The organism is Robinsoniella sp. KNHs210, from assembly GCF_000686105.1.
Taxonomy (GTDB): Bacteria; Bacillota; Clostridia; order Lachnospirales; family Lachnospiraceae; genus Robinsoniella; species Robinsoniella peoriensis.
In genome coordinates this window covers 524,792-545,473 of record NZ_JMLZ01000001.1, presented here as the reverse complement: position 1 = coordinate 545,473, position 20,682 = coordinate 524,792, and the positions used below count along the sequence as shown (strand labels likewise).

Here is a 20,682-nt window from a genome sequence, read left to right as displayed (position 1 = left end):
TTACAGGAGGAGATCATGAAAAAGAAATGTACATGGAGCCTTATATTGTTTTGCACCTTTACGCTTCTAATGGGATGTGGGGGAGAGCTTAGTCGTGACAATGCAGAAACACCAAATAGTTTGAAAATAGGAGTAAGTGTCTATGATCAGTATGATACTTTTGTAGCTAGTTTGACCGAGTGTATGAAAACTGTAGCAAAACAAAAAGAAAAAAAGGAACGGATTACAATTAATATTGAAGTGGTAAGCGCGGGAGGGAAGCAAAGTGTACAAAATGATCAGGTGACGAGTTTTATTGATGCGGGGTGTGATATTTTATGCATAAATCTGGTAGATCGTACGGATGCTACGATGGTCATTGAAAAAGCAAAGAATGCAAATATTCCGATTATATTTTTTAATAGAGAACTTGTCCGTGAAGATCTGGAGAGGTGGGATAAACTTTATTATGTAGGTGCCATAGCATCTGAATCCGGAGAGATAGAGGGTAAAATTGTGGCAGATCTGTGCTCTGGAGGAAATGGAATTTCCAAATGGGATAAGAATAAAGATGGAAAGCTGCAGTATGTAATACTGGAAGGTGAAGCGGGGCATCAGGATGCATTGGTGCGAACTGAATATGCTATAAAGACCATTACAGAGGCTGGTATCAGCCTGGAAAAACTGGGAGATGAAATTGCGAATTGGAACCGGGCGCAGGCAAAGACTAAAGTGAATCAGTGGCTGGAGGGAATTGGCGATGAAATTGAGCTGATATTGGCAAATAATGATGATATGGCACTTGGAGCAATTGATGCATGGAAGGATGACGGCAGACAGGACTGGCCGCTCATTGTAGGAATAGATGGTACATATCCGGCATTGAAAGCTGTACAAGAAGGATATTTGAATGGAACAGTACTAAACGATGCTATAGGACAGGCGTATACCATACTTGAATTGGCATATTCACTGGAAATGAAAACGGAGCTGCCAGATGATGTGGAACTTACGGATCAAGTATATATACGTTTACCTTATCGAATCGTTACTGTGGATAATGTAGATGAAATACTGGAGACACAGGGCAGCCGAAATTCCAAATAACATCATCCAAAGAAATAGATTTTGGTTTCATGGCGAGATGTTAAAAATATCCTAATAATGAGAAGAATATCCGCTTTAGTTTATGCAAAACAGCAACTATAATTATTATAATAACAAAGAAAGCATAAACTAAAGGAGGAAATTTATTTATGAAGAAAAAAGTTTTAGCGGCGGTAATATGCACAGCAATGGTGTTATCTCTCTCGGCGTGTTCATTAACATCTCCGACAGCGGAAACCAGCACTGAAGGAAAGTCAACGGAGGCAGTAACTGATAATAAAGAGACTGAGGCACCAAAAGAAACGGCTAAAGCGGCTGAAGCGGAGGTTACCCTTGTGTTTGCCGAAGTCAATCCGTTAGATACAATTGCAGGACAGATGGATTCAGCGTTTAAGGAAAAAGTAGAAGAACTCTCAGGTGGTACTATCAAGGTAGATATTCAGGCCAGTGGTGTATTGGGATCTGAGAACGATGTTCTCGACACAATGCTTGGTGGTGGTGAGACGATCGATATGTCTCGTATTTCAGCTTTCGCACTGACGAGCTACGGCGGTGAGAAATCAAAGCTGCTCTCCGTTCCGTTTACATTTGTAAGTCGTGAACATTTCTGGAATTTTGCAGAATCAGAACTGGCAAAGGAATTTTTAGCAGAACCTTCTGAAAATGGTAGCGGTGTTCGAGGATTATTCTATGGTGAAGAAGGTTTCCGTCATTTCTTTACTTCTAAGGAAATCACAGGACTGGAAGATCTTAAAGGCATGAAGCTTCGTGTTTCCAATGACCCGGTTATGAATGGCATGGTAGAAGGACTTGGAGCATCTCCGACGGTTGTCGACTTTGGTGAACTTTATTCAGCGTTGCAGACAGGTGTTGTAGATGGTGCGGAACAACCTATTGCTAACTATAAGTCAAACGCTTTCCAGGAAGTTGCACCTAATATGATTTTAGATGGCCATACGCTTGGCGCGGTTCAGGTAATCATTACGGATAAAGCATGGGATGCACTGACAGAAGAGCAGCAGGGAATTCTGACGGAAGCGGGTAAATACGCATCGGCTCTCAACAAAGAAGGATCAGAAGAAGCAGAGAACATAGTGTTAGAGGGATTGAAAGCGGAAGGCGTTAATATAATCGATGTTGATGATATTACACCGTGGCAGGAAGCTTGTAAAGATATCATTGAATCTTCTACAGCAGACAATAAGGATCTTTATCAGCAGATTCTTGATATGCAGTAAGGTATCTGGAAAGACATATATGTCAAAAGTTTACGGGCGCAGGAGAAAGAAGCTAAATCTTCTGTGCCCCAATTGTTTAGGAGGTTAATCAGCGATGACAAATATATTTTCAACAATCGATAAAATGAAGCCTATATATGATGCAGTATACAAATTTACACTGCTTTTATGCAAGCTGATTTTGGTCATTGATATTCTTATCACAAGTGTTACGGTATTAGGAAGATATGTTTCGTTTATACCGGATCCGGCATGGAGCGAAGAGATTGTATTGACTTGTATGGCTTATCTGGCAGTTTTATCAGCTGCACTGGCGATCAGAAACGGTTCACATATTCGTATGACCGCACTTGATAAATATATGCCCAAGAAAGTTGTGATCAGTCTTGATATAATAGCTGATATCGCAATTTTTATTCTGGCTATCGTTATGATTATAGTCGGATGGAGATACGCTGTAGAAATAGGATCAAAAGGATCCTATGTAAGCATAACCTGGCTGTCAAGATTCTGGAAGTATTTTCCCGTTCCTTTAGCCGGAGTAGCAATGGTTATATTTGAAATCGAAGTATTCTACCAGCATGCAAAAAAATTATTCACAAGGGAGGAAATAGCAGATGAATCCAGATAATATGGCTGTCTTAGTATTACTCGGTAGTTTTCTAATTATGATAATACTGCGTTTTCCGATTGCTTATGCGGTTGCGCTATCTTCTCTTTTGTGCCTGTTGAATCAGGGACTTCCGCTTACGACCATCTGTCAGCAGATGGTAAAAGGAATCAGCTCCTACAGTCTGATGGCGGTGCCGTTCTTTATTACCATGGGATGCCTGATGGGAGTGGGGGGCATCTCTGAGAAATTGATTGCATTGGCAAATGCCTGTGTTGGATGGATGCGCGGTGGTATGGCAATGGTTAATATTGTGGCTTCGTATTTCTTTGGTGGAATTTCAGGGTCAGCGGCAGCAGATACAGCTTCTATTGGTACCATCATGATTCCGATGATGGTAGAACAGGGATATGATGATGACTTTTCTACTGCAGTAACCGTTACGTCATCCTGCGAAGGGCTTTTGGTTCCTCCAAGTCACAACATGGTTATTTATGCAACGACAGCAGGAGGAATTTCAGTCGGAAGTCTGTTCCTCGCTGGTTATTTACCGGGTGCGTTACTGGCAGTTTCACTGATGGTTGGCTCTTATATTATTTCTGTTAAGAGACAATATCCGAAAGGCGATAATTTTAGTATCAGGAACCTGATCAAACAGCTTAGTGTATCTTTCTGGGCATTGGCTGCTGTACTGATTGTTGTATTTGGCGTGGTTGGCGGAATGTTTACGGCGACTGAATCGGCGGCGATTGCTGTTATTTATAGTTTGATCGTCAGTGTGTTTATCTATAAAGGACTGAATTGGAAAGGTGTATGGCGTACCCTGGGGCAATGTATTGATACCTTGTCGATTGTGTTGATCTTGATTGCAACATCCAGTATCTTTGGATATTGCCTGACACGTCTTCATGTGCCGGAATTAGCTGCAAATGCAATTATTGGATTAACGGATAATCCCATCATGTTAGCTATACTGCTGAATCTGATTCTTCTGGTTCTGGGATGCATTATGGATATGGCGCCGATCATTTTAATCGCAACTCCGATTCTTTTACCAATTGCGACTTCAATCGGAATCGATCCGGTGCAGTTTGGTATCATGGTAGTGCTAAACTGCGGCATTGGTCTTCTTACACCGCCAGTTGGCGCAGTACTATTTATTGGTTCGGCGGTCAGCAAGGTGCCGATGGAGCGTGTTGTGAAAGCAACCTTGCCGTTTTATATATGCATGATCATTACTTTATTACTAATCACTTTTATTCCGGAAATCAGCCTATGGCTTCCGACGTTGTTTGCATAAGAGTTGTAGTTTGAAAGTTTCTTGCAAACTACTTATTAATGCAGTATTGCAGGTGGGATCTGTGATATGCAGGAGGTATAAAGTATGAAATTTAAGTTCCTGTATGGAGTGTCAGCTTTGGATTTGTGGAAATTGACAATGTACAACCTGTACCGGTCAATGGCAGGAATGTGTAATATTATCTTCACAGTAGCATCGATTTTGCTGATGTACAGTTATTGGAATAGTGCTAATCTATCTGTTAAGATATTGATGTTTTTTGGATGCTGCCTGTTTCCATTGTTACAGCCCGGGATTATCTATTGGAAGGCATGGAAACAGGTGGCTGGGATGCCCCGTGTTATGGAATTAGGATTCGATGACTTCGGGCTCTATGTGACGGCAGACGGGCAGGATTCAGAAGTAAAATGGAAGCAAGTACAGGGAATGATCAAAGGACCTCGGATGATTGTAATTCGAATCCACGGTAGAGAAGGCTTTCTGCTGCCGGATCGGGTGACGGGGGAAGTTAAAGATATTTTTTTAGAATATGTAAATAGAAGATTAAGAAAAGTATGAGAAGATTAGCATTAGTAAAGAGAATTGGAGATATCTGGAGGTCCATGACAATAAAAAAGAAGATTGGATCTTTTAGCACCATGGTATTTATCATTATTTCATTGGCTGTAATTTTTAATATTTGGACAGTTAAATTCTCCTTGGTAGACTTCAGTCGGATTTTGAAAGAAAATGCGATGAGCAGTGCACTTGTAGACGCGCTGGAAGAAGAAACTCTGTTATTTGAAGACTATATTAAGAATCCGAATGAAGAAAAGCGGGCAGAGTTAGATACGGCATGTGAAAGAACCAGGATCATGATCGCTAACCTGCCCTTTGAGTATTTCCCTGGAGAAGAATACCGCTATTCTAAGACGTGGTCGATTCGAAATAGTTATCCGGTCTATGCCGGTAAGCGAGAGGAGATACTAAGTAAACACGGGAATAGCGCCGATTATATAAGTGATTTGTATAAGGTTTATGAGATGCAGGGATACCAGCAGGATTATGCGCGGACGTTGATGCGATATACAATGGAGACGGGCAATGCGTCTTATCAGAACAAAATTCCTGTTCTTCAAAAAATTCTGATAACGGCAGTGGTATTTGCAATAGTCTTATTTTTGAGTATATGTAAATTGACAAATGTTTTGAATAAGACAATTATATCACCAATTATAAAGCTTGTTGAGGTGTCGAAAAAAATTGCTGAGAATGATTACACAGTGGCGGATGTGGAGGTTGAGAGTCAGGATGAGCTGGGCGAGTTAGTACATGCGTTTAATAAAATGAAATATGCAACAGGTGAATATATTCAAGCACTGGAAGAGAAGAGAAAGACAATGGATTTACTTCATACGAGGGAAATGGAACGTGTGGATCTGGAAAGACGCTTAGAGGCGATCCGATTAGATATGCTGAAGAATCAGATCAATCCGCATTTTCTCTTTAATACGCTGAATGTGATCAGCGGGATGGCCAAACTGGAGGATGCGGAAACTACAGAGAAGATGATTAAAGCGCTTAGTACATTGTTCCGTTACAATTTAAAGACGATGGAAGCAGAGGTTTCACTTACCAAAGAACTGTGTGTGATCAGAGAATATATTTATCTGCAGAAAATACGATTTGGTAACCGAATCAAATATGAAATTGTATGCCAGGTAGACAGAGATGAGGTCATGATTCCTTCTTTTACACTTCAGCCACTGGTGGAAAATGCAATTATTCACGGAGTTTCTAAAAAGGAAGAGGGTGGGAAGATTACAATCAATATTGAGGAGTGTGACCAGATACTGTGCATTACGGTTGCAGATACCGGTAGTGGAATAAAGCCGGATATCTTGGCAGGGTTGAGGCAGCAAATGGAGCAGGAGGGTGGCAATCTGATCGGAATTGGTTTGGGAAATGCTTATAAAAGAATCAGAGGAATGTATGAAAATAGTGAGTTTGAAATAGCAAGTAAACCCGATGTAGGAACGGTTATTACAATCAGGATTCCGCAATTATAGGGAGGGAAAAGCTATGTATCGTATACTGGTTGCAGATGATGAACCGATTGAAAGAGCAGTTGCCTGTAAGACTATTCAGAAGTACTTTCGGGAAGGGCTTGAGGTAGTATTGGCGGAAAATGGCAGAGAAGCTATTGAATTATTCAAAAAAGAAAAGTGCCAGGTTATTATTCTGGATATAGAAATGCCAGGTATTAATGGCCTCGAGGCAGCTAAGGATATTCGGGCAATTGATAAAAATTGTGCGATTATTTTTCTTACGGCTTTTGATGAATTTGCTTATGCCAGGCAGGCACTTACCGTACAGGCAATGGATTATCTGTTAAAACCAACCGAAGATGAGGAACTCGTGGCTGTCATTGAAGAGGCTCTTCGTCTGTTTGAGGAAAAAACAGCAGACTCTGGGCAATTTGAAAAGTTGGATGATGATACAGGTGCGTTTTGGGAATCTGGCGAAGAGAAGTTAGGAGATATACGGATCCATGCTGTCAGAGAAGCAATTTTAAACTATATAAGGTCTCATTATACAGAAGACATCTCTTTGCAGGATATCGCAATGTCAATGAAATATTCGGATGCCTATTTCTGTAAATTGTTTAAACAGTGTTTTGAAAAAAATTTCACTGCATATCTTTCTGAATTTCGAATTGAAAAAGCCAAAAGACTGCTTCGGGATGTTCGGAATAATGTTAAAGAGATTAGCGGTCAGGTGGGGTATCAGGACTCCAACTATTTTGCCCGGGTGTTTAAGCGGATAACTGGAAATACACCGAGTGAATATCGTACCCTGGCTTTGATCGGACAATCAGAAGATCAGGAATCAGGAGAATTCAGATGAGAAATAAAAATGCGGTTATCCGATCTATAATCAGAAGAAATAAAAAAGAGGTTATCGGCTCTATATTCGTAGTAGCAGCGGCGCTTATCATGGCAGTGGTTATTTTATGTCCTGGAAGGCAGGAGAAGAAGCCCGAGTTTATATTTTCTTATGCAGAAAATCAGACTAAAGACTATCCGACAACTATGGGCGGATACAAATTTGCAGAAATGGTGGAAGAGCAGACTGACGGCAGAATCAAAATACTGGTACAGGCAGAAGGAGAATTGGGATATGAAAAGGATGTTATTCGCCAGTTACAGATAGGAGGAATTGATTTTACAAGGGTTTCGCTGGCGCATTTAGCGGAGTATATTCCTAAACTAACGGTACTGCAAATGCCATATCTTTATACCAATTCAAACCATATGTGGAGGGTTCTGGATGGCCGTATCGGAGATGATTTCCTGAAATCGATTGACCCGAATGAGGTGATCGGTCTCTCGTGGTATGATGCGGGGGCAAGAAATTTCTATAATTCCGTTCGTCCTGTCAAGTCTTTAGAGGATATTGCCGGGTTAAGGATCCGTGTGCAGGAGTCAAGCCTGATGTCAGATATTGTAGAGGCACTTGGTGCTGAAGCAATACCGCTGGATTATGCGGATGTGTATTCAGGAATTCAACGGGGGGAGGTTGATGGAGCAGAAAATAACTGGCCCTCATATGAAACGATGGGACATTATGAAGTAGCGGGGTATTACACGATCGATGAACATACCAGAGTGCCGGAAGTTCAACTGTGTTCTGAAGTGACTTGGAATAAACTTACGCCGGAGGATCAGGTAATCATCCGTTCCTGCGCAGAAGAGTCGGCTTTATATGAACGGGAGTTGTGGCGGGCGCAGGAAATAAAATCCAAACATACAGCCATAGATAATAATGTGGAGGTTAGCGAGCTTTCAGCTTCAGAAAAAGAAAGATTTCAGGAGGCAGTAAAAAGTGTATATAAGAAATACTGCGCAGATTATATGGATGTAATAGAAGCGATTATTGAAGAAGGAAAGGAATAGAAAAAAGATCTTTTCCGTCCCATGGAGTGCCCTTATATCAGAATTGCCCATTGGTGAAATCGATGAAATATGCAATGTTACAACAAAAATCATGTAGTACATATTAAAGAACGACAATATCCAAAAAAATTGATGGTAGACAGGAGAAAAATGCATGTTGAATAAGTAAAAACGCTGATATAATTATATATTATCACGTAAGAAAAACGTCATTTTGTCAATTTGCCTACGATTCAAAATAAAATGGAAAGATTAATTATACAAAATATACAGTAATTTATACACGTATCACGATTGGTTTAGAACTGGATGTGATCCATTCCTGCCAATTTTGATATAGATTAATGATGTGTTGTAGAATGGTATTTGTCTATGACTACATTATACCAGAGAGGAAGGATTATGAGAATGAAGCGATTTAAAAGAATTTCGACAATGGCACTTGCAGTGACAATGGCGGTCAGTGCGGTAGCTCCTCAGGTCTCGCTTGCTGCGCCTCCGTCAGTGGAAGTGCAGGCAGAAGGGGGTTACGAGGAACGTTTGACTCCCTTAATGGGTTGGTCATCATGGAACGAGTTTGCAAACAATATCAGTGAAGATCTTTTCATCAGTCAGATGGATTTGATGGAAGAGTATGGGCTGATTGATGCTGGATACGAGTACTTTAACATCGATGATGGCTATCAGGGAGGTCGTGACAAGGAGACAGGACTTGTCACGCACAACAAAGAAAAGTTTCCAAATGGAATGAAGGTTATCGCAGATTATGCCCATAAGCTTGGAATGAAGGCAGGTATCTACACAGATATTGGTGGGGATACCTGTGCTTCTGGAGCTAATGGCGAAGGAGACAAGGATCACCACAATAAACCAGGTACCGGATTCGGTCTGGGTGTTGGTCTGCTGGATCATGAAGAAGAAGATTTAAGGCAGTACTTTATTGACTGGGACTATGATTTTATTAAAGTAGACTGGTGCGGCGGTCGTAATCTTGGCTGGAACAAATTCACAACGGGCTCAGACCACTACATCATGGTTGGTGATCTCATAGAAGAACTTCGGCAAGAAAAAAAGAAGGATATCATATATAATGTTTGTTGTTGGGAATTTCCTGGGGAACCTGTGGCAAACAGTCAGGCGGATTCCTGGCGAACCGGCGGTGACCTGTGGGCAAACTGGAACTCTGTCCTAAAAGCAATTGACAACGTTAAAAGTAAAGCACAATACAGCAAACCGGGCAAATCCAATGACCTTGATATGATGCAGGTTGGTCGAGGTCTTACCTATGAAGAAGATAAATCACACTTCAGTATGTGGTGTATGGCCGGAGCACCGCTGATGATTGGTGCGGATCTCAGAATGGTAACAGAAGAGACACTGTCGATTCTGAAAAATGAAGAAATGATCGCTGTTGACCAGGATCCCGCTTGTGTTGGTGGAACGGTAGTGAAAACACTTAACAATTTTAACGATGGCGACAGCAATACAATTGAGATCTGGAAAAAAGATCTGGGAGAGGTTGACTCTGCGACTAAAGCGATTGCTGTATTTAACCGTGCTAATGTGGCGAGAGAAGTTACTGTATCCTGGAAAGAACTGGGATTCTTCGGTGATGTAGTAGTCCGTGACTTGTGGCAGCACAAATATCTGAATGTAGATGATACATATACCATCACAGTTCCTGCACATGGAACAGTTGTATGGAAAGTACAGGGTGAGGAACCTGCAATCGGAGATAATGATGATTTAGAACAGAAGCCAAACGTTACATCCTTTGAGGTAGAGGTTAACAATAAAGAAACAAGCATGGATTTGTCAAATCTGGGCAACGCAGACTGGATTTATTATGGGAAATCGAATGATGTGACATTCCGTAGCAAAGCAGATGCAAAAGAAGAGCTGAAGTACAGTGGTGACATGCCATCCACTGTAAACAGTACGGATTATTATAATGATGCATATACGGCATATTCCTGGAGTGACGGTGCTCCTCAGATAAGTGGTTCTGGTGTAAAAGGCGGTCTTACTATCGGAAAGGCAATAGGTGCATTTGGACAGTTTGATGCACCGTCAGATTCCCGGGATCATGTATTGTACGTACCTGTTACCGGTTGGCGCTCCAACATCAAGATTGAGGTGCTGGTTAATGGCGAGGTACAAGATAGCTATACCCAGACAGTGAATGAATCACCGGGCGCAGGTAATCAGCCACGTGTGAATAAACTGGTAAAAGTAAACTATTCCACAGATATTCCGGCAACTGTCTCTGTCAGATGGACCATTGTGGGACAGAGTCAGAGCAATGGTAACACAGCAGTAGAAGGCGCTGCACTGTATATCAATCCGGATCAGGAAGTATCGACAAAAGTGTATACTGCAGTCAATGATGTATTAGCGGATGAAGTTGATCTTGCAGCAGAGGGAGTCATGGACTACGTTCAGTTTGGTGGAACTGATGGTGCAATCCTCATGGAAAAAGAAGGTGTAAATCAGCTGCCAATGTATACAACAGGAAACGACGCAGTTGTGAATACGGCGGATTCCGACATAACATATAAGGCGGGTGGTGCTACATCGAACAGGGGCGCTGTACAGACAGCGTTGAACAGCAGATTTACAGTGGCGCTGCCGGCAGTCAGTGAGATGACACAGGCAAAGATTTATGTTGGAGTCATGGATGCGGAAGTGGCTTTTAGCGCTCTTGGTCATTCTGATAAGGCAATGGGAATGAGTGGTAGGAATAATAAAGTTTACTCAGTTTATTATAAGAGTGCTGTACCGATTAACGTGAATGTGAAATTGGCAGCTACCCTGGGTTCAAATCCTCAGATGCGCCTGGATGCCGTGACATTAGCGAAATGTGCAAATACAATTGTATTAACCCCCACAGTAACACAACGCGATAATACAGTGAGCATTAGTACGCGTATCATTCGTCAGGGCAACAGTGCAGCGGCAAAGACGATGGAAGTAAAGATATATGATGACAAGAACATATTGAAAGATACAAAGAATGTAGATGTGTCAGATACAGCAGATACTACTGCGAACACAGATGTAGAATTAACAACAGGATTCATAGGTAGAGCAGAGATACGTATATTGGATGCATCCAACAATACGCTGAGCGATACCTTTCAGTATTACCTTCCGCTTGCTGGTCGTGCAGATAGTGGATTTATCGGACGTTATACAGCAGAGAAGCTGGTAAGTGAAGGCGCAATCCTGGTTGATGTACGTCCGGCAGATGAAGATCCGGAGACAAGAATTGAAGGCTCCTTAAATATTCCGCTGTCAAAGATCCTGGAGCAGGCAGAAAGTATTCTGACAGCTGCAGATGCGACAAAGAGTACTAATATCATCGTATACTGCAGAACCGGTAAGAGAAGTTCACAGGCACGTGAATTATTACAGTACATGGGATATGCAAATGTATTCGACATGGGTGGATACGAGACCTGGACCACAGATCCGATTATTACTTTTACAAACTATCAGGAAGTGATTTTGAATACCACAAAACAGTACATCACCATGAGTGGTGCAGAACTTGATAATGTAGAAATGAAATATTCCATTGGCGAGGATAGTACAATCACAGATGCGAAGATTTATGACGGACCGTTTACACTAAGCAGGAGTGAAAGAGTGAAAGCTTATGTGGAATTTGAAGGTAAAGAAGTATATCAGACATACAATGATTATCTGGTATATGTCAATGAGATTCCGGATGTAGAGAGTATGGATGGTAAATATTGCTCTGATTTGACACCGAAGTCTTATGATGTTGCATGGAGTAATGTACATAACGATAAGTCTGCGGATAATAAGACTATGAAGATTGGCGGACGTACTTTTAACAAAGGAATCTCTGCACACGCTCCATCCACAGTAACTTATTCCATACCGACAGGAATGAACCGTTTTGTAGCAGCAGCCGGATGCGACGATGAAGTAGGTGATAAGACAAATGCTTTTACGATTCTCTACAGCATCTACGTAGATGGAGAACAGATGGATCGCACCGTAAGAATGACATCCGGGAGATTTTATGTATTTGATATTGCGTTACCGGAAGGTGCCAAAGAATTGCAGCTTGTTGCAAAACAGGGTAACTCTTCCCTGCATAGCAACTCTGGTATGCATTCTGAATGGGGAATTGCACGTTTTATCAATGATTCGTCAGTTGTTAATAAGTCTGTGCTGAATGATGCAATCGCATCCGCAGAAGCATTAGAAGAGGCTGATTACACAGCAGATAGCTGGGCAGCATTAGCAGAAGCTCTGACAGAAGGAAAAGCAGTAGCATCGGATGAGAATGCCACACAGCAAGAAGTGAATGATGCAGCTGCAGCAATCGAAGCAGCAGTAGAAGCGCTTGTGGAAACTTCGGGTACAAGAGCTATTCTTGAATTTGATTTTTCCAATACGTCAACAGTTGACGATGTTACAAGTGTGGTTGGGATTGCTAATGGTGAGGAGGTTACTGCCATAGCAGAAAATCTAACTTTTGAAACAGATGAAGATTCGAACCATATTGCTGTTTTCCCAGTAGAGGGAGACGATACTCTGACAGGAATTAATTATACTCCTGGTGATAATGATCCGATGAAGAGTCTTAAAGCAGGAAACGGAGCTACGATTTCCATGTGGATAAAAACCAGTCAGGATACCTTCAACAGCACTTTGTTCGCTTATGGTTCACGTCAGAACGCAGGTGCAGGTGATCTTGGTGCAAGTCTTCAGATTATTGGAAGAAATAATAAGAGTGGAGATACTGTATTCTACCGAAATGCAGCCGGAAGCACCGGTGGACACAAGGTAGCAGGTGTTGGTAGTCCATATGAAAAGGATACCTGGCAGTTGGTTACGTTTGTTGAGAATGAAAATGGTACCGGAACACTTTATATAGATGGAGTGGAACGCGGAACTTGTGGATCCAGTGATAAGACTTTGCTAGGGTTTGCCAAAGATGGAAATACACCTGATCAGTATTATTTCGGATTCTTGCCTTATGAGATAGATGGAGATACACATTTTGTAGGTGCCATGGACAACATTACAGTTTATGACAAAGCATTTACAGCGGAGCAGGTAAAAAGCCTGTATGACGAAAGGTTTAAAGGGTCGGTGGATGAGGAAGCCGCAGATGCAGTAATGAAAGCAATAGAAGCAATTGATGAAGAGATTACAGAGGAGAAAGAGGCGGAGATAACTGCGGCACGTGATTCATATCAGCAACTGACCGATGCGCAGAAGCAGCTTGTTAAGCCAGAAATCCTGAAGAAGCTTACTGATGCAGAAGTAAGACTTGAAGATCTGAAAATTGAAAAGGCGTCGCTGAATGAAACAATCGCAACTGCAGAAGCATTAGAAGAAGCAGATTACACGGTAGAAAGCTGGTCAGCATTAGCAGCGGCACTGAAAGATGCAAAAGAGGTAGCAGGAGATAAGAAAGTTACACTGCAGGAAGTAGAGGATGCAGCAGCAGCAATAGCAGAAGCATTAGATACGCTTGTGGCAGCGGAGCCGGAAGTTGTAGTTGACAGGAAGGCACTGAAAGATGCAATAGCACAAGCCAATGCTATCTCTGCTGAGGCACTGAAGCAGTATACAGACGAAAGTGTAAGGACTTTTAAAAATGCTCTGGCAGCGGCAGCTGGCCTGTCGGAAAAAGCCAGCCAGAAAGAAGTAGATGCAGCAGCAGCGGCATTGCAGGCAGCAATGAAAGGTCTTGTTAAGAAACCAGTAACACTGCCGGTTGTACAGAAAGAAATATCAAAACTGACAATTGGCAGCATTAAGGCACAAACCCATACCGGATCTTCTTTAAAACCGATAATATCGATAAAAGATGGCAGTAAAGTACTGAAACAGGATGTGGATTACACGGTTTATTATAAGAATAACAAAAATCCAGGAACTGCTCAGATCATTATCACCGGAAAGGGTAGTTATAAGGGAAGCTTGACGAAAACATTTGTGATACTGGCGAAAAAAGGAAGAACTTATACAGTAGGAAATTACAAATACAAAGTATTAAGCGCATCCACCAAGAGCGGAACGGTGTGTCTGACCAAACCAGTGAAGAATACATTAAAAACGGTTAAGGTTCCGGATACGGTAAAGATCGGTAACTACAGATATAAAGTAACCGAAATTGGCAAGAGTGCATTTAAGCGAAATAATAAGCTTAAAACAGTGAAGATCGGAAAGAATGTGAAAAAGATTGGAACAGCAGCATTTTATAACGATAAGGCACTGAAAACAATAACCGTATACTCCAAAGTGATTAAGAGTGTCGGTAAAAATGCATTGAAAGGTATCCATGCCAGAGCAGTCATCAAGGTACCGAAATCCAAACTGAAATCATATCAGAGCAGATTTGCCAAAAAAGGCCAGAAGAGTACAGTAGTTATTAAAAAGTAAAGAAAAATGGAGCGTGTTGTATTTTACAGCACGCTCTCATCATAAGTCGGTTTTATAACGGACTTGACACCTACTGGAGTTTATTACTTTCTGAAATACTACCTGGGATTGGATTCATAGAAGATGTTAAAAATATGCTAAGAATCCCCAAATAATCCGCTTTTACTTATGTAAATCAACAACTATAATTAAATTAAGATCATCTCTCGGAATCACAATAAATGAGATTCACAGCATCTAATATATTGCGAGAGCGGCCGCACATTTTGGGTCGTATGTCAATTGTTTTTTTATTAATAAATTAGAAACTTTGGGAAGAGGAGGAATAAGAAAAATGTTCAAAAGAAGAGTCTGTGCAACCGTGTTGTCCTTAGCCGTAATCGTATCTTCGACACCGGGGATTACGGTGGCAGCAACTGATTCCACTACTGAATTGGGGGATTTAACCGCCGCCCGCGCTGCGACAAGTGTAATTGACGAGGCACCTCCGGTACCAAGTATTACCCGGTATTCCACAAGTAGTTGGGATGCCAGCTGGTTCCGTACGGAAACTAATCTGCAGAAAGGAACTTGCATTTATACGATTGATCCGGACCCGACAAAGAGTGATGTGACGAACTATGCAGAGTCCGATTATGAGATCCAGGACATGCCTGATAAGTTTATCGGCTGTGATTACATTTTAAACCGTATCAAAAACCAGCCGAGTAGGGATCATCATTTTTATGCGGAACAGGATATTGAGATTTATGCGGCAATTGATACCGCACAAAGCAGCGTACCAAGTTCTCTGGCTGGTTTTACAAAGACAGACGGAACTCTGAAGCTTAATAATGGTAATGAATTCTGGCTGGCAAAGAGGTCCTACCCCGCAGGTCTGGTTACAATGAATAAGTATAATGGTTCAGGCAACAATGTATTTTATATGGTATTGCCGCAAAATGGGGAAGCGGTGTCTAATGCTCTGACACATAATGCTGTTGTAGAGGAAGGCGAAAAGCCTGCTCAGAATTTAGCGGATCAAAACTACCGTTACTATCTAAATGATGTATTCAATTTTGATGAATCCGAGGATGTCCCTGCCGGTTACACCGGAAGTAATGTCTTGTTAAGCCAGCTGGGAAGCGGCGGTGAGACGAAATTTTATTCTGAAAGTGACAATATGGCATTTGGAGCTTCCTATAAAGTAAACCACGCCGGCAATACCAACGCCAGTGTTGTGGATGGAAATATCGATACCTATTGGCAGAGTCAGCCAATTGGGGACGAGTTTCCGGCAGCGGAACTGACGATTGACTTGCAGGCACTTTGTAAAGTAAATAAAGTAACGTTAAAACTTAGGAAGAAAGGAATTTCTACTTGGGCTCCGAGAACGCAGGAGTTCGAAGTGCAGGTCAGCACTGACGGTAAGAATTTTACTACCGTAAAAGAGAAAACAGAATATCTGTTTGACCCGGCGGATGCCCCAACTGGGAATGAAAGTACCAATACCATTACTTTTGATGAGACTAAAGCGCGTTATGTCCGATTGGTTGGATATTCCAACACCCTGGAAAAGAATGCGATACAGCTTAGCGAGATGGAGATTTACGGTCCGGAACAGACGGTTACCATCATTGATGATGCCGAGAATCTGAACCGTTACCCGATCATCGAGGCAGATGGCGAACTGGTCAAGACCTTTGACGAAGCGATTACCGGAAAAGTCGTATACGAAGGAAAGGTAAGATCTTCCACAGATGATACGGCGATGTCTATCCCTGTTATGAAATCGGCAGACGGCAAGACGGCTGTGGAGCTGACCTTCGGCACCGACGGTTACATCAGGGCAGGTGATGAGGAAGTTATGGCTTATACCAGGGACACCTGGTATATTATCAAAATGCTCGTGGATATTGATAAGGGAACCTACGAGGTCTGGGTTGATCATATGCGCAAGGTGCAGAATGCCCCATTTAGTGACAGCGATGCGAAAAACATTAAAACCATCACATGGTCCTCAGGCTCAGGTATATTGCAAGTTGATAACCTGCTTATGCATGATGATACAGAAATCTTTGCTGTAGAAGACAACTTTAACAGTGAAGCAACCGGTACTGCAAATCCTGAAAACTGGACAGTTTCTAACGTAACCTATGCTGCGGTTTCAGAAGTTCCCTTTGCCTCCGATAAGAGCCTGCAGATTGAAAACAGAGATTCCAAGGTAGAGGCAACCCGTAGTTTTGGAGCACTTACCGGTGACGTAACTATCGAAGCAAAGGTAAAACCAATGGAAAATACCTGGGTAACTGTTCCGGTAGTCCGTGACAGTAAGGGGAATGATGTGATTAAGGTTGCTGCATACCGCAACAGCTTCTTTATCAGTAACGGAGAAAACTGGGAATACATCTGCAGCCAGGAAATTGCTAACAACTATTATCCTGCAGGAAACTGGTATCAGATAAAGCTGGTGCTGAATACATATACCAACCGTTATGATTTTTATATTGACGGTGCAAAGAGATGCAGCCGGGCAGCATTTGTAAGCGATGCAGATGATGTTGCTTCCGTATCTTATGTTGTAGAAGAGCAGAATGTACTTTACGTTGATAACGTAAGGGTATATGATAGTGCTTCTCTGGCAAGAGGGCTTAAAGCGGGAGAAATATTTGACGTAAAGGATTATGGTGCAGTAGGCGACGGAATCACTGATGATACAGAAGCGATTGATGAAGCAATCAGGGCAGCCGCCTACACCGGAGGGACCGTGCTGCTTGAGAATGGCACTTTCTACTGCGGACAGATTACCATGCAAAGCGACATGACTTTGTTTATTGATGCATCCGCAAAAATCTTTGCAAAGATGGACCGTAACGAATATATCCATTTCCAGCCGAAATATAATGGAATAGTTGGATATAACGGAAACCATCAGCTCGGCTGTGGTATTATCCGTTCTATTGAGGGGACGGAAAACTTCCGTATTAACGGTGGTGGAACTCTTGACGGCAATGGATTTTATGGTTTCAATGAAAATGATCCGGGGAATCAGCGTCCGTGTGCATTATATCTGACATCTTCAAATGATTTTCATGTTGAGAATATCAACATTATAAACAGTCCGCACTGGACCCTGGTGCCATATGAGAGTACCAATATGACATTTCGCAACATTGCAATCACAAACCATATTGCACCCAACCGCGATGGTATTGACCCGGTTAACTGCAGTAACATTACAATTGAGAACTGCCATATCATAGCAGGTGATGATGCGTTCTGTCCAAAGAGTGGAAATGCGTTTCCAAGTATCAATTGCGATATGAGAAATACGTCTTTACAGTCTTATTGTAACGGTATCAAATTTGGTACAGACTCTTATGATGATTTTAAGAATTATACTTGTGAGGATATAGTAATTAAGAACGTAGGAATGTCCGGTATCACCCTGCAGGCAGTAGACGGTTCTGAAATAGAGAATATTACGTTCAAACGTATCGACATGATTGATGTGGATAACTCGATTGCTTTCATGGTAGGTGATCGTCAAAGGGCAAACAGCGGACTGGAAAAGCATCTGGGCTTTATTAATAACGTGGTTGTAGAGGATATGAATTTTAGTAATGCCATGGAACCACCATTTAGCCACAAGAATGAGATAGAGCATGCTTCCATGCTGGTAGGACTTAACCCGTCAAGAGGAAATACGGATGTTAACAAACATCGTATTACCAATGTACTTTTCAAGAATGTGTACATGGAAATGCCTGGTGGATACACTTCAGTTCCGGGATTACCGGGAGGTATCGGAAGCGGATATCCGGAACATGATGGAATGGGAGACCCAGTAGGGTGGGCATATACGATGCGTTGGGCAGACAATGTAACCTTAGAGAATTGTCAGAACGTGCTGATGACCAAGGATGTTCGTAAAGAATATTCATATTCTGATTACTCAGGTGCAAAGATGGAAGATGGCAATGCAAATAAAATTCTTTACGGAATTGTATTTGAGAACGGCGAAAATGTACTGGAGAATCCGGTGCTTTCAGGTGTGATTGGTTACGGTGAGAGTGCAACAGCGCTGAATTACAGCCTTATACAGTCTTTAAAGAGTGAGAATAGTCTCTCAATTGACAAAGACATTTATGAAGGTGCGATAGTTAAGTGTGATGCAAGCGGCAATCTGAAGCTGTATGATGCTACAGGAACCCAGGAACTGGCAATACCGGTTGCAGAGAAATTCGCCAACGAAGATGGGGAGCGTTTAGTATTCCATATTGCAGGTGAAATAGACGAGGCTGCAGTAATTCAGAAAGATCTTGAATCAGTATTGAAGAAAGCAAAAACATACGAAGACAAGGAAGACTATTATACAGCAAATAGCTGGAAATCATTTTCTGATGCTTATGCGGCAGCGAAAAATGCAGCAAACGCAAGTTTAGAAGAAAAGAAAGACGCTGTGGCAAAACTAAAAAGCGCAATGGAAGGGCTTGCGAGACCGACAGGAGTCAAGATTGAAGTAGAGACAGGAGAACTTTCCGGTGGTGCTTCTATATCATCGGCAGCGGCTTGCTCAGGCGGACAACGTGTGGGAAATATTGGTGGAACGAGCAAGGGAGCCGCAGCATTCAAAGTAGCAGCTGATGAAGCTGGTGAATACATAGTAGCAATTGTCCATTGTACGTCAGCATCACGTCTGTTGGCTGTACAGGTGAATGGAACTGAAAATTCAGTAAATTGCCCGGTAACAGGTGGTTGGGATGTACCAGCTGCAAAACCGATAGAAGTCAAAGTTAACCTGGATAAGGGAATAAATACGATTGTTCTTACTGGAGTTGGCATTGAATATGGACCGAACGTGGACTACATTGAGGTCAGAAAAGCAGGTGGAGTAGATCCTGAAATTACAGCAGCAAAAGAAGCACTTGCAGCAGTAATTACATCCACAGAATTATTAGAAGAAGCTGACTACACAACAGAAAGCTGGGCAGTATTAAAAGCAGCCGTGAATGCAGGAAGAGCTGTAGCAGCAGATGTGAATGCTACTAAGCAGGAATTGAATGATGCAATCGCAGCAATCGAGGCAGCGGCAGAAGCACTTGTGGCAGTGAAGCCGGAAGTTGTTGTTGACAGGAAGGCACTGAAAGATGCAATAGCACAAGCCAATGCTATCTCTGCTGAGGCACTGAAGCAGTATACAGACGAAAGTGTAAGAACCTTTAAAAATGCACTGGCAGCGGCAGCTGGCCTGTCGGAAAAAGCCAGCCAGAAAGAAGTAGATGCAGCAGCAGCGGCATTGCAGGCAGCAATGAAAGGTCTTGTTAAGAAACCAGTAACACCGCCGGTTGTACAGAAAGAAATATCAAAACTGTCAATTGGCAGCATTAAGGCACAAACCCATACCGGATCTTCTTTAAAACCGATAATATCCATAAAAGATGGCAGTAAAGTACTGAAACAGGATGTAGATTACACGGTTTATTATAAGAATAACAAAAATCCAGGAACTGCTCAGATCATTATCACAGGAAAGGGTACTTATAAGGGAAGCTTGACGAAGACATTTGTGATACTGGCGAAAAAAGGAAGAACTTATACAGTAGGAAATTACAAATACAAAGTATTAAGCGCATCCACCAAGAGCGGAACGGTGAGTCTGACTAAACCGGTGAAGAATACATTAAAAACGGTCAAGGTTCCGGATACGGTAAAGATCGGTAACTACAGATATAAAGTGACCGAAATTGGCAAGAGTGCATTTAAGCGAAATAATAAGCTTAAAACAGTGACCATCGGTAAGAATGTGAAAAAAATTGGAACAGCGGCATTTTATAACGATAAGGCACTGAAAAAAATAACCATATACTCCAAGGTGATTAAGAGTGTCGGTAAAAATGCATTGAAAGGTATCCACGCCAGAGCAGCCATCAAGGTTCCGAAATCCAAACTGAAATCATACCAGAGCAGATTTGCGAAAAAAGGCCAGAAGAATACGGTAGTTATTAAAAAATAGAGAGATTAGTTGTTGATGCGATAAATCTGAGGCGGGAGAGAACGATAAGCTTTCTCCCGTTTTTTCCTATCCGTCAGTTTAACTTCAGT

At 42.0% G+C, this 20,682-nt stretch carries 10 protein-coding genes; all 10 read left to right on the top strand.

Features of this window, described 5'->3' with window-relative positions:
* Positions 1–15: 15 nt before the first annotated feature.
* Positions 16–1,086, top strand: coding sequence for a galactose ABC transporter substrate-binding protein (locus CD03_RS0102020; RefSeq protein ID WP_027292199.1), 1,071 nt, complete (start codon positions 16–18; stop codon positions 1,084–1,086).
* Between the two features lie 149 nt (positions 1,087–1,235).
* Positions 1,236–2,324, top strand: coding sequence for a TRAP transporter substrate-binding protein (locus tag CD03_RS0102015; protein WP_027292198.1), 1,089 nt, complete (start codon positions 1,236–1,238; stop codon positions 2,322–2,324).
* Between the two features lie 94 nt (positions 2,325–2,418).
* Positions 2,419–2,955 carry a TRAP transporter small permease gene (locus CD03_RS0102010; protein ID WP_027292197.1) on the top strand — a complete coding sequence of 179 codons (537 nt, stop codon included), beginning with the start codon at positions 2,419–2,421 and terminating at the stop codon, positions 2,953–2,955.
* A complete protein-coding gene (locus CD03_RS0102005; protein WP_027292196.1) occupies positions 2,942–4,234 on the top strand; it encodes a TRAP transporter large permease in 1,293 nt (430 codons plus the stop codon). Before CD03_RS0102010 ends, CD03_RS0102005 begins: the two co-directional genes overlap by 14 nt.
* Before the next feature lie 84 nt (positions 4,235–4,318).
* On the top strand, positions 4,319–4,792 hold the full coding sequence (locus CD03_RS0102000; protein ID WP_027292195.1) for a YcxB family protein: 474 nt from the start codon (positions 4,319–4,321) through the stop codon (positions 4,790–4,792).
* A complete protein-coding gene (locus CD03_RS0101995) occupies positions 4,789–6,282 on the top strand; it encodes a sensor histidine kinase (protein WP_027292194.1) in 1,494 nt (497 codons plus the stop codon). Before CD03_RS0102000 ends, CD03_RS0101995 begins: the two co-directional genes overlap by 4 nt.
* A gap of 13 nt (positions 6,283–6,295) precedes the next feature.
* Positions 6,296–7,120 (top strand): response regulator transcription factor, encoded by an 825-nt coding sequence (locus tag CD03_RS0101990; protein ID WP_027292193.1) that lies wholly within the window; start codon positions 6,296–6,298, stop codon positions 7,118–7,120.
* 89 nt (positions 7,121–7,209) lie between these two features.
* Positions 7,210–8,169, top strand: coding sequence for a TRAP transporter substrate-binding protein (locus CD03_RS0101985; protein ID WP_044289033.1), 960 nt, complete (start codon positions 7,210–7,212; stop codon positions 8,167–8,169).
* A 408-nt stretch (positions 8,170–8,577) separates the two neighbouring features.
* Entirely contained in the window at positions 8,578–14,598 is a 6,021-nt protein-coding gene (locus tag CD03_RS32070) for an NPCBM/NEW2 domain-containing protein (RefSeq protein ID WP_197041613.1), read from the top strand.
* 334 nt (positions 14,599–14,932) lie between these two features.
* Entirely contained in the window at positions 14,933–20,593 is a 5,661-nt protein-coding gene (locus CD03_RS39125; RefSeq protein WP_027292191.1) for a glycosyl hydrolase family 28 protein, read from the top strand.
* The last annotated feature ends 89 nt before the right edge of the window (positions 20,594–20,682 follow it).

Coding starts and splice junctions, on each gene's coding strand:
- CD03_RS0101995 (WP_027292194.1), top strand. CDS start 4,789: ATGAGAAGATTAGCATTAGTAAAGAGAATTGGAGATATCTGGAGGTCC.
- CD03_RS0101990 (WP_027292193.1), top strand. CDS start 6,296: ATGTATCGTATACTGGTTGCAGATGATGAACCGATTGAAAGAGCAGTT.
- CD03_RS39125 (WP_027292191.1), top strand. CDS start 14,933: ATGTTCAAAAGAAGAGTCTGTGCAACCGTGTTGTCCTTAGCCGTAATC.
- CD03_RS0102000 (WP_027292195.1), top strand. CDS start 4,319: ATGAAATTTAAGTTCCTGTATGGAGTGTCAGCTTTGGATTTGTGGAAA.
- CD03_RS0101985 (WP_044289033.1), top strand. CDS start 7,210: ATGGCAGTGGTTATTTTATGTCCTGGAAGGCAGGAGAAGAAGCCCGAG.
- CD03_RS0102010 (WP_027292197.1), top strand. CDS start 2,419: ATGACAAATATATTTTCAACAATCGATAAAATGAAGCCTATATATGAT.
- CD03_RS0102020 (WP_027292199.1), top strand. CDS start 16: ATGAAAAAGAAATGTACATGGAGCCTTATATTGTTTTGCACCTTTACG.
- CD03_RS0102005 (WP_027292196.1), top strand. CDS start 2,942: ATGAATCCAGATAATATGGCTGTCTTAGTATTACTCGGTAGTTTTCTA.
- CD03_RS0102015 (WP_027292198.1), top strand. CDS start 1,236: ATGAAGAAAAAAGTTTTAGCGGCGGTAATATGCACAGCAATGGTGTTA.
- CD03_RS32070 (WP_197041613.1), top strand. CDS start 8,578: ATGAAGCGATTTAAAAGAATTTCGACAATGGCACTTGCAGTGACAATG.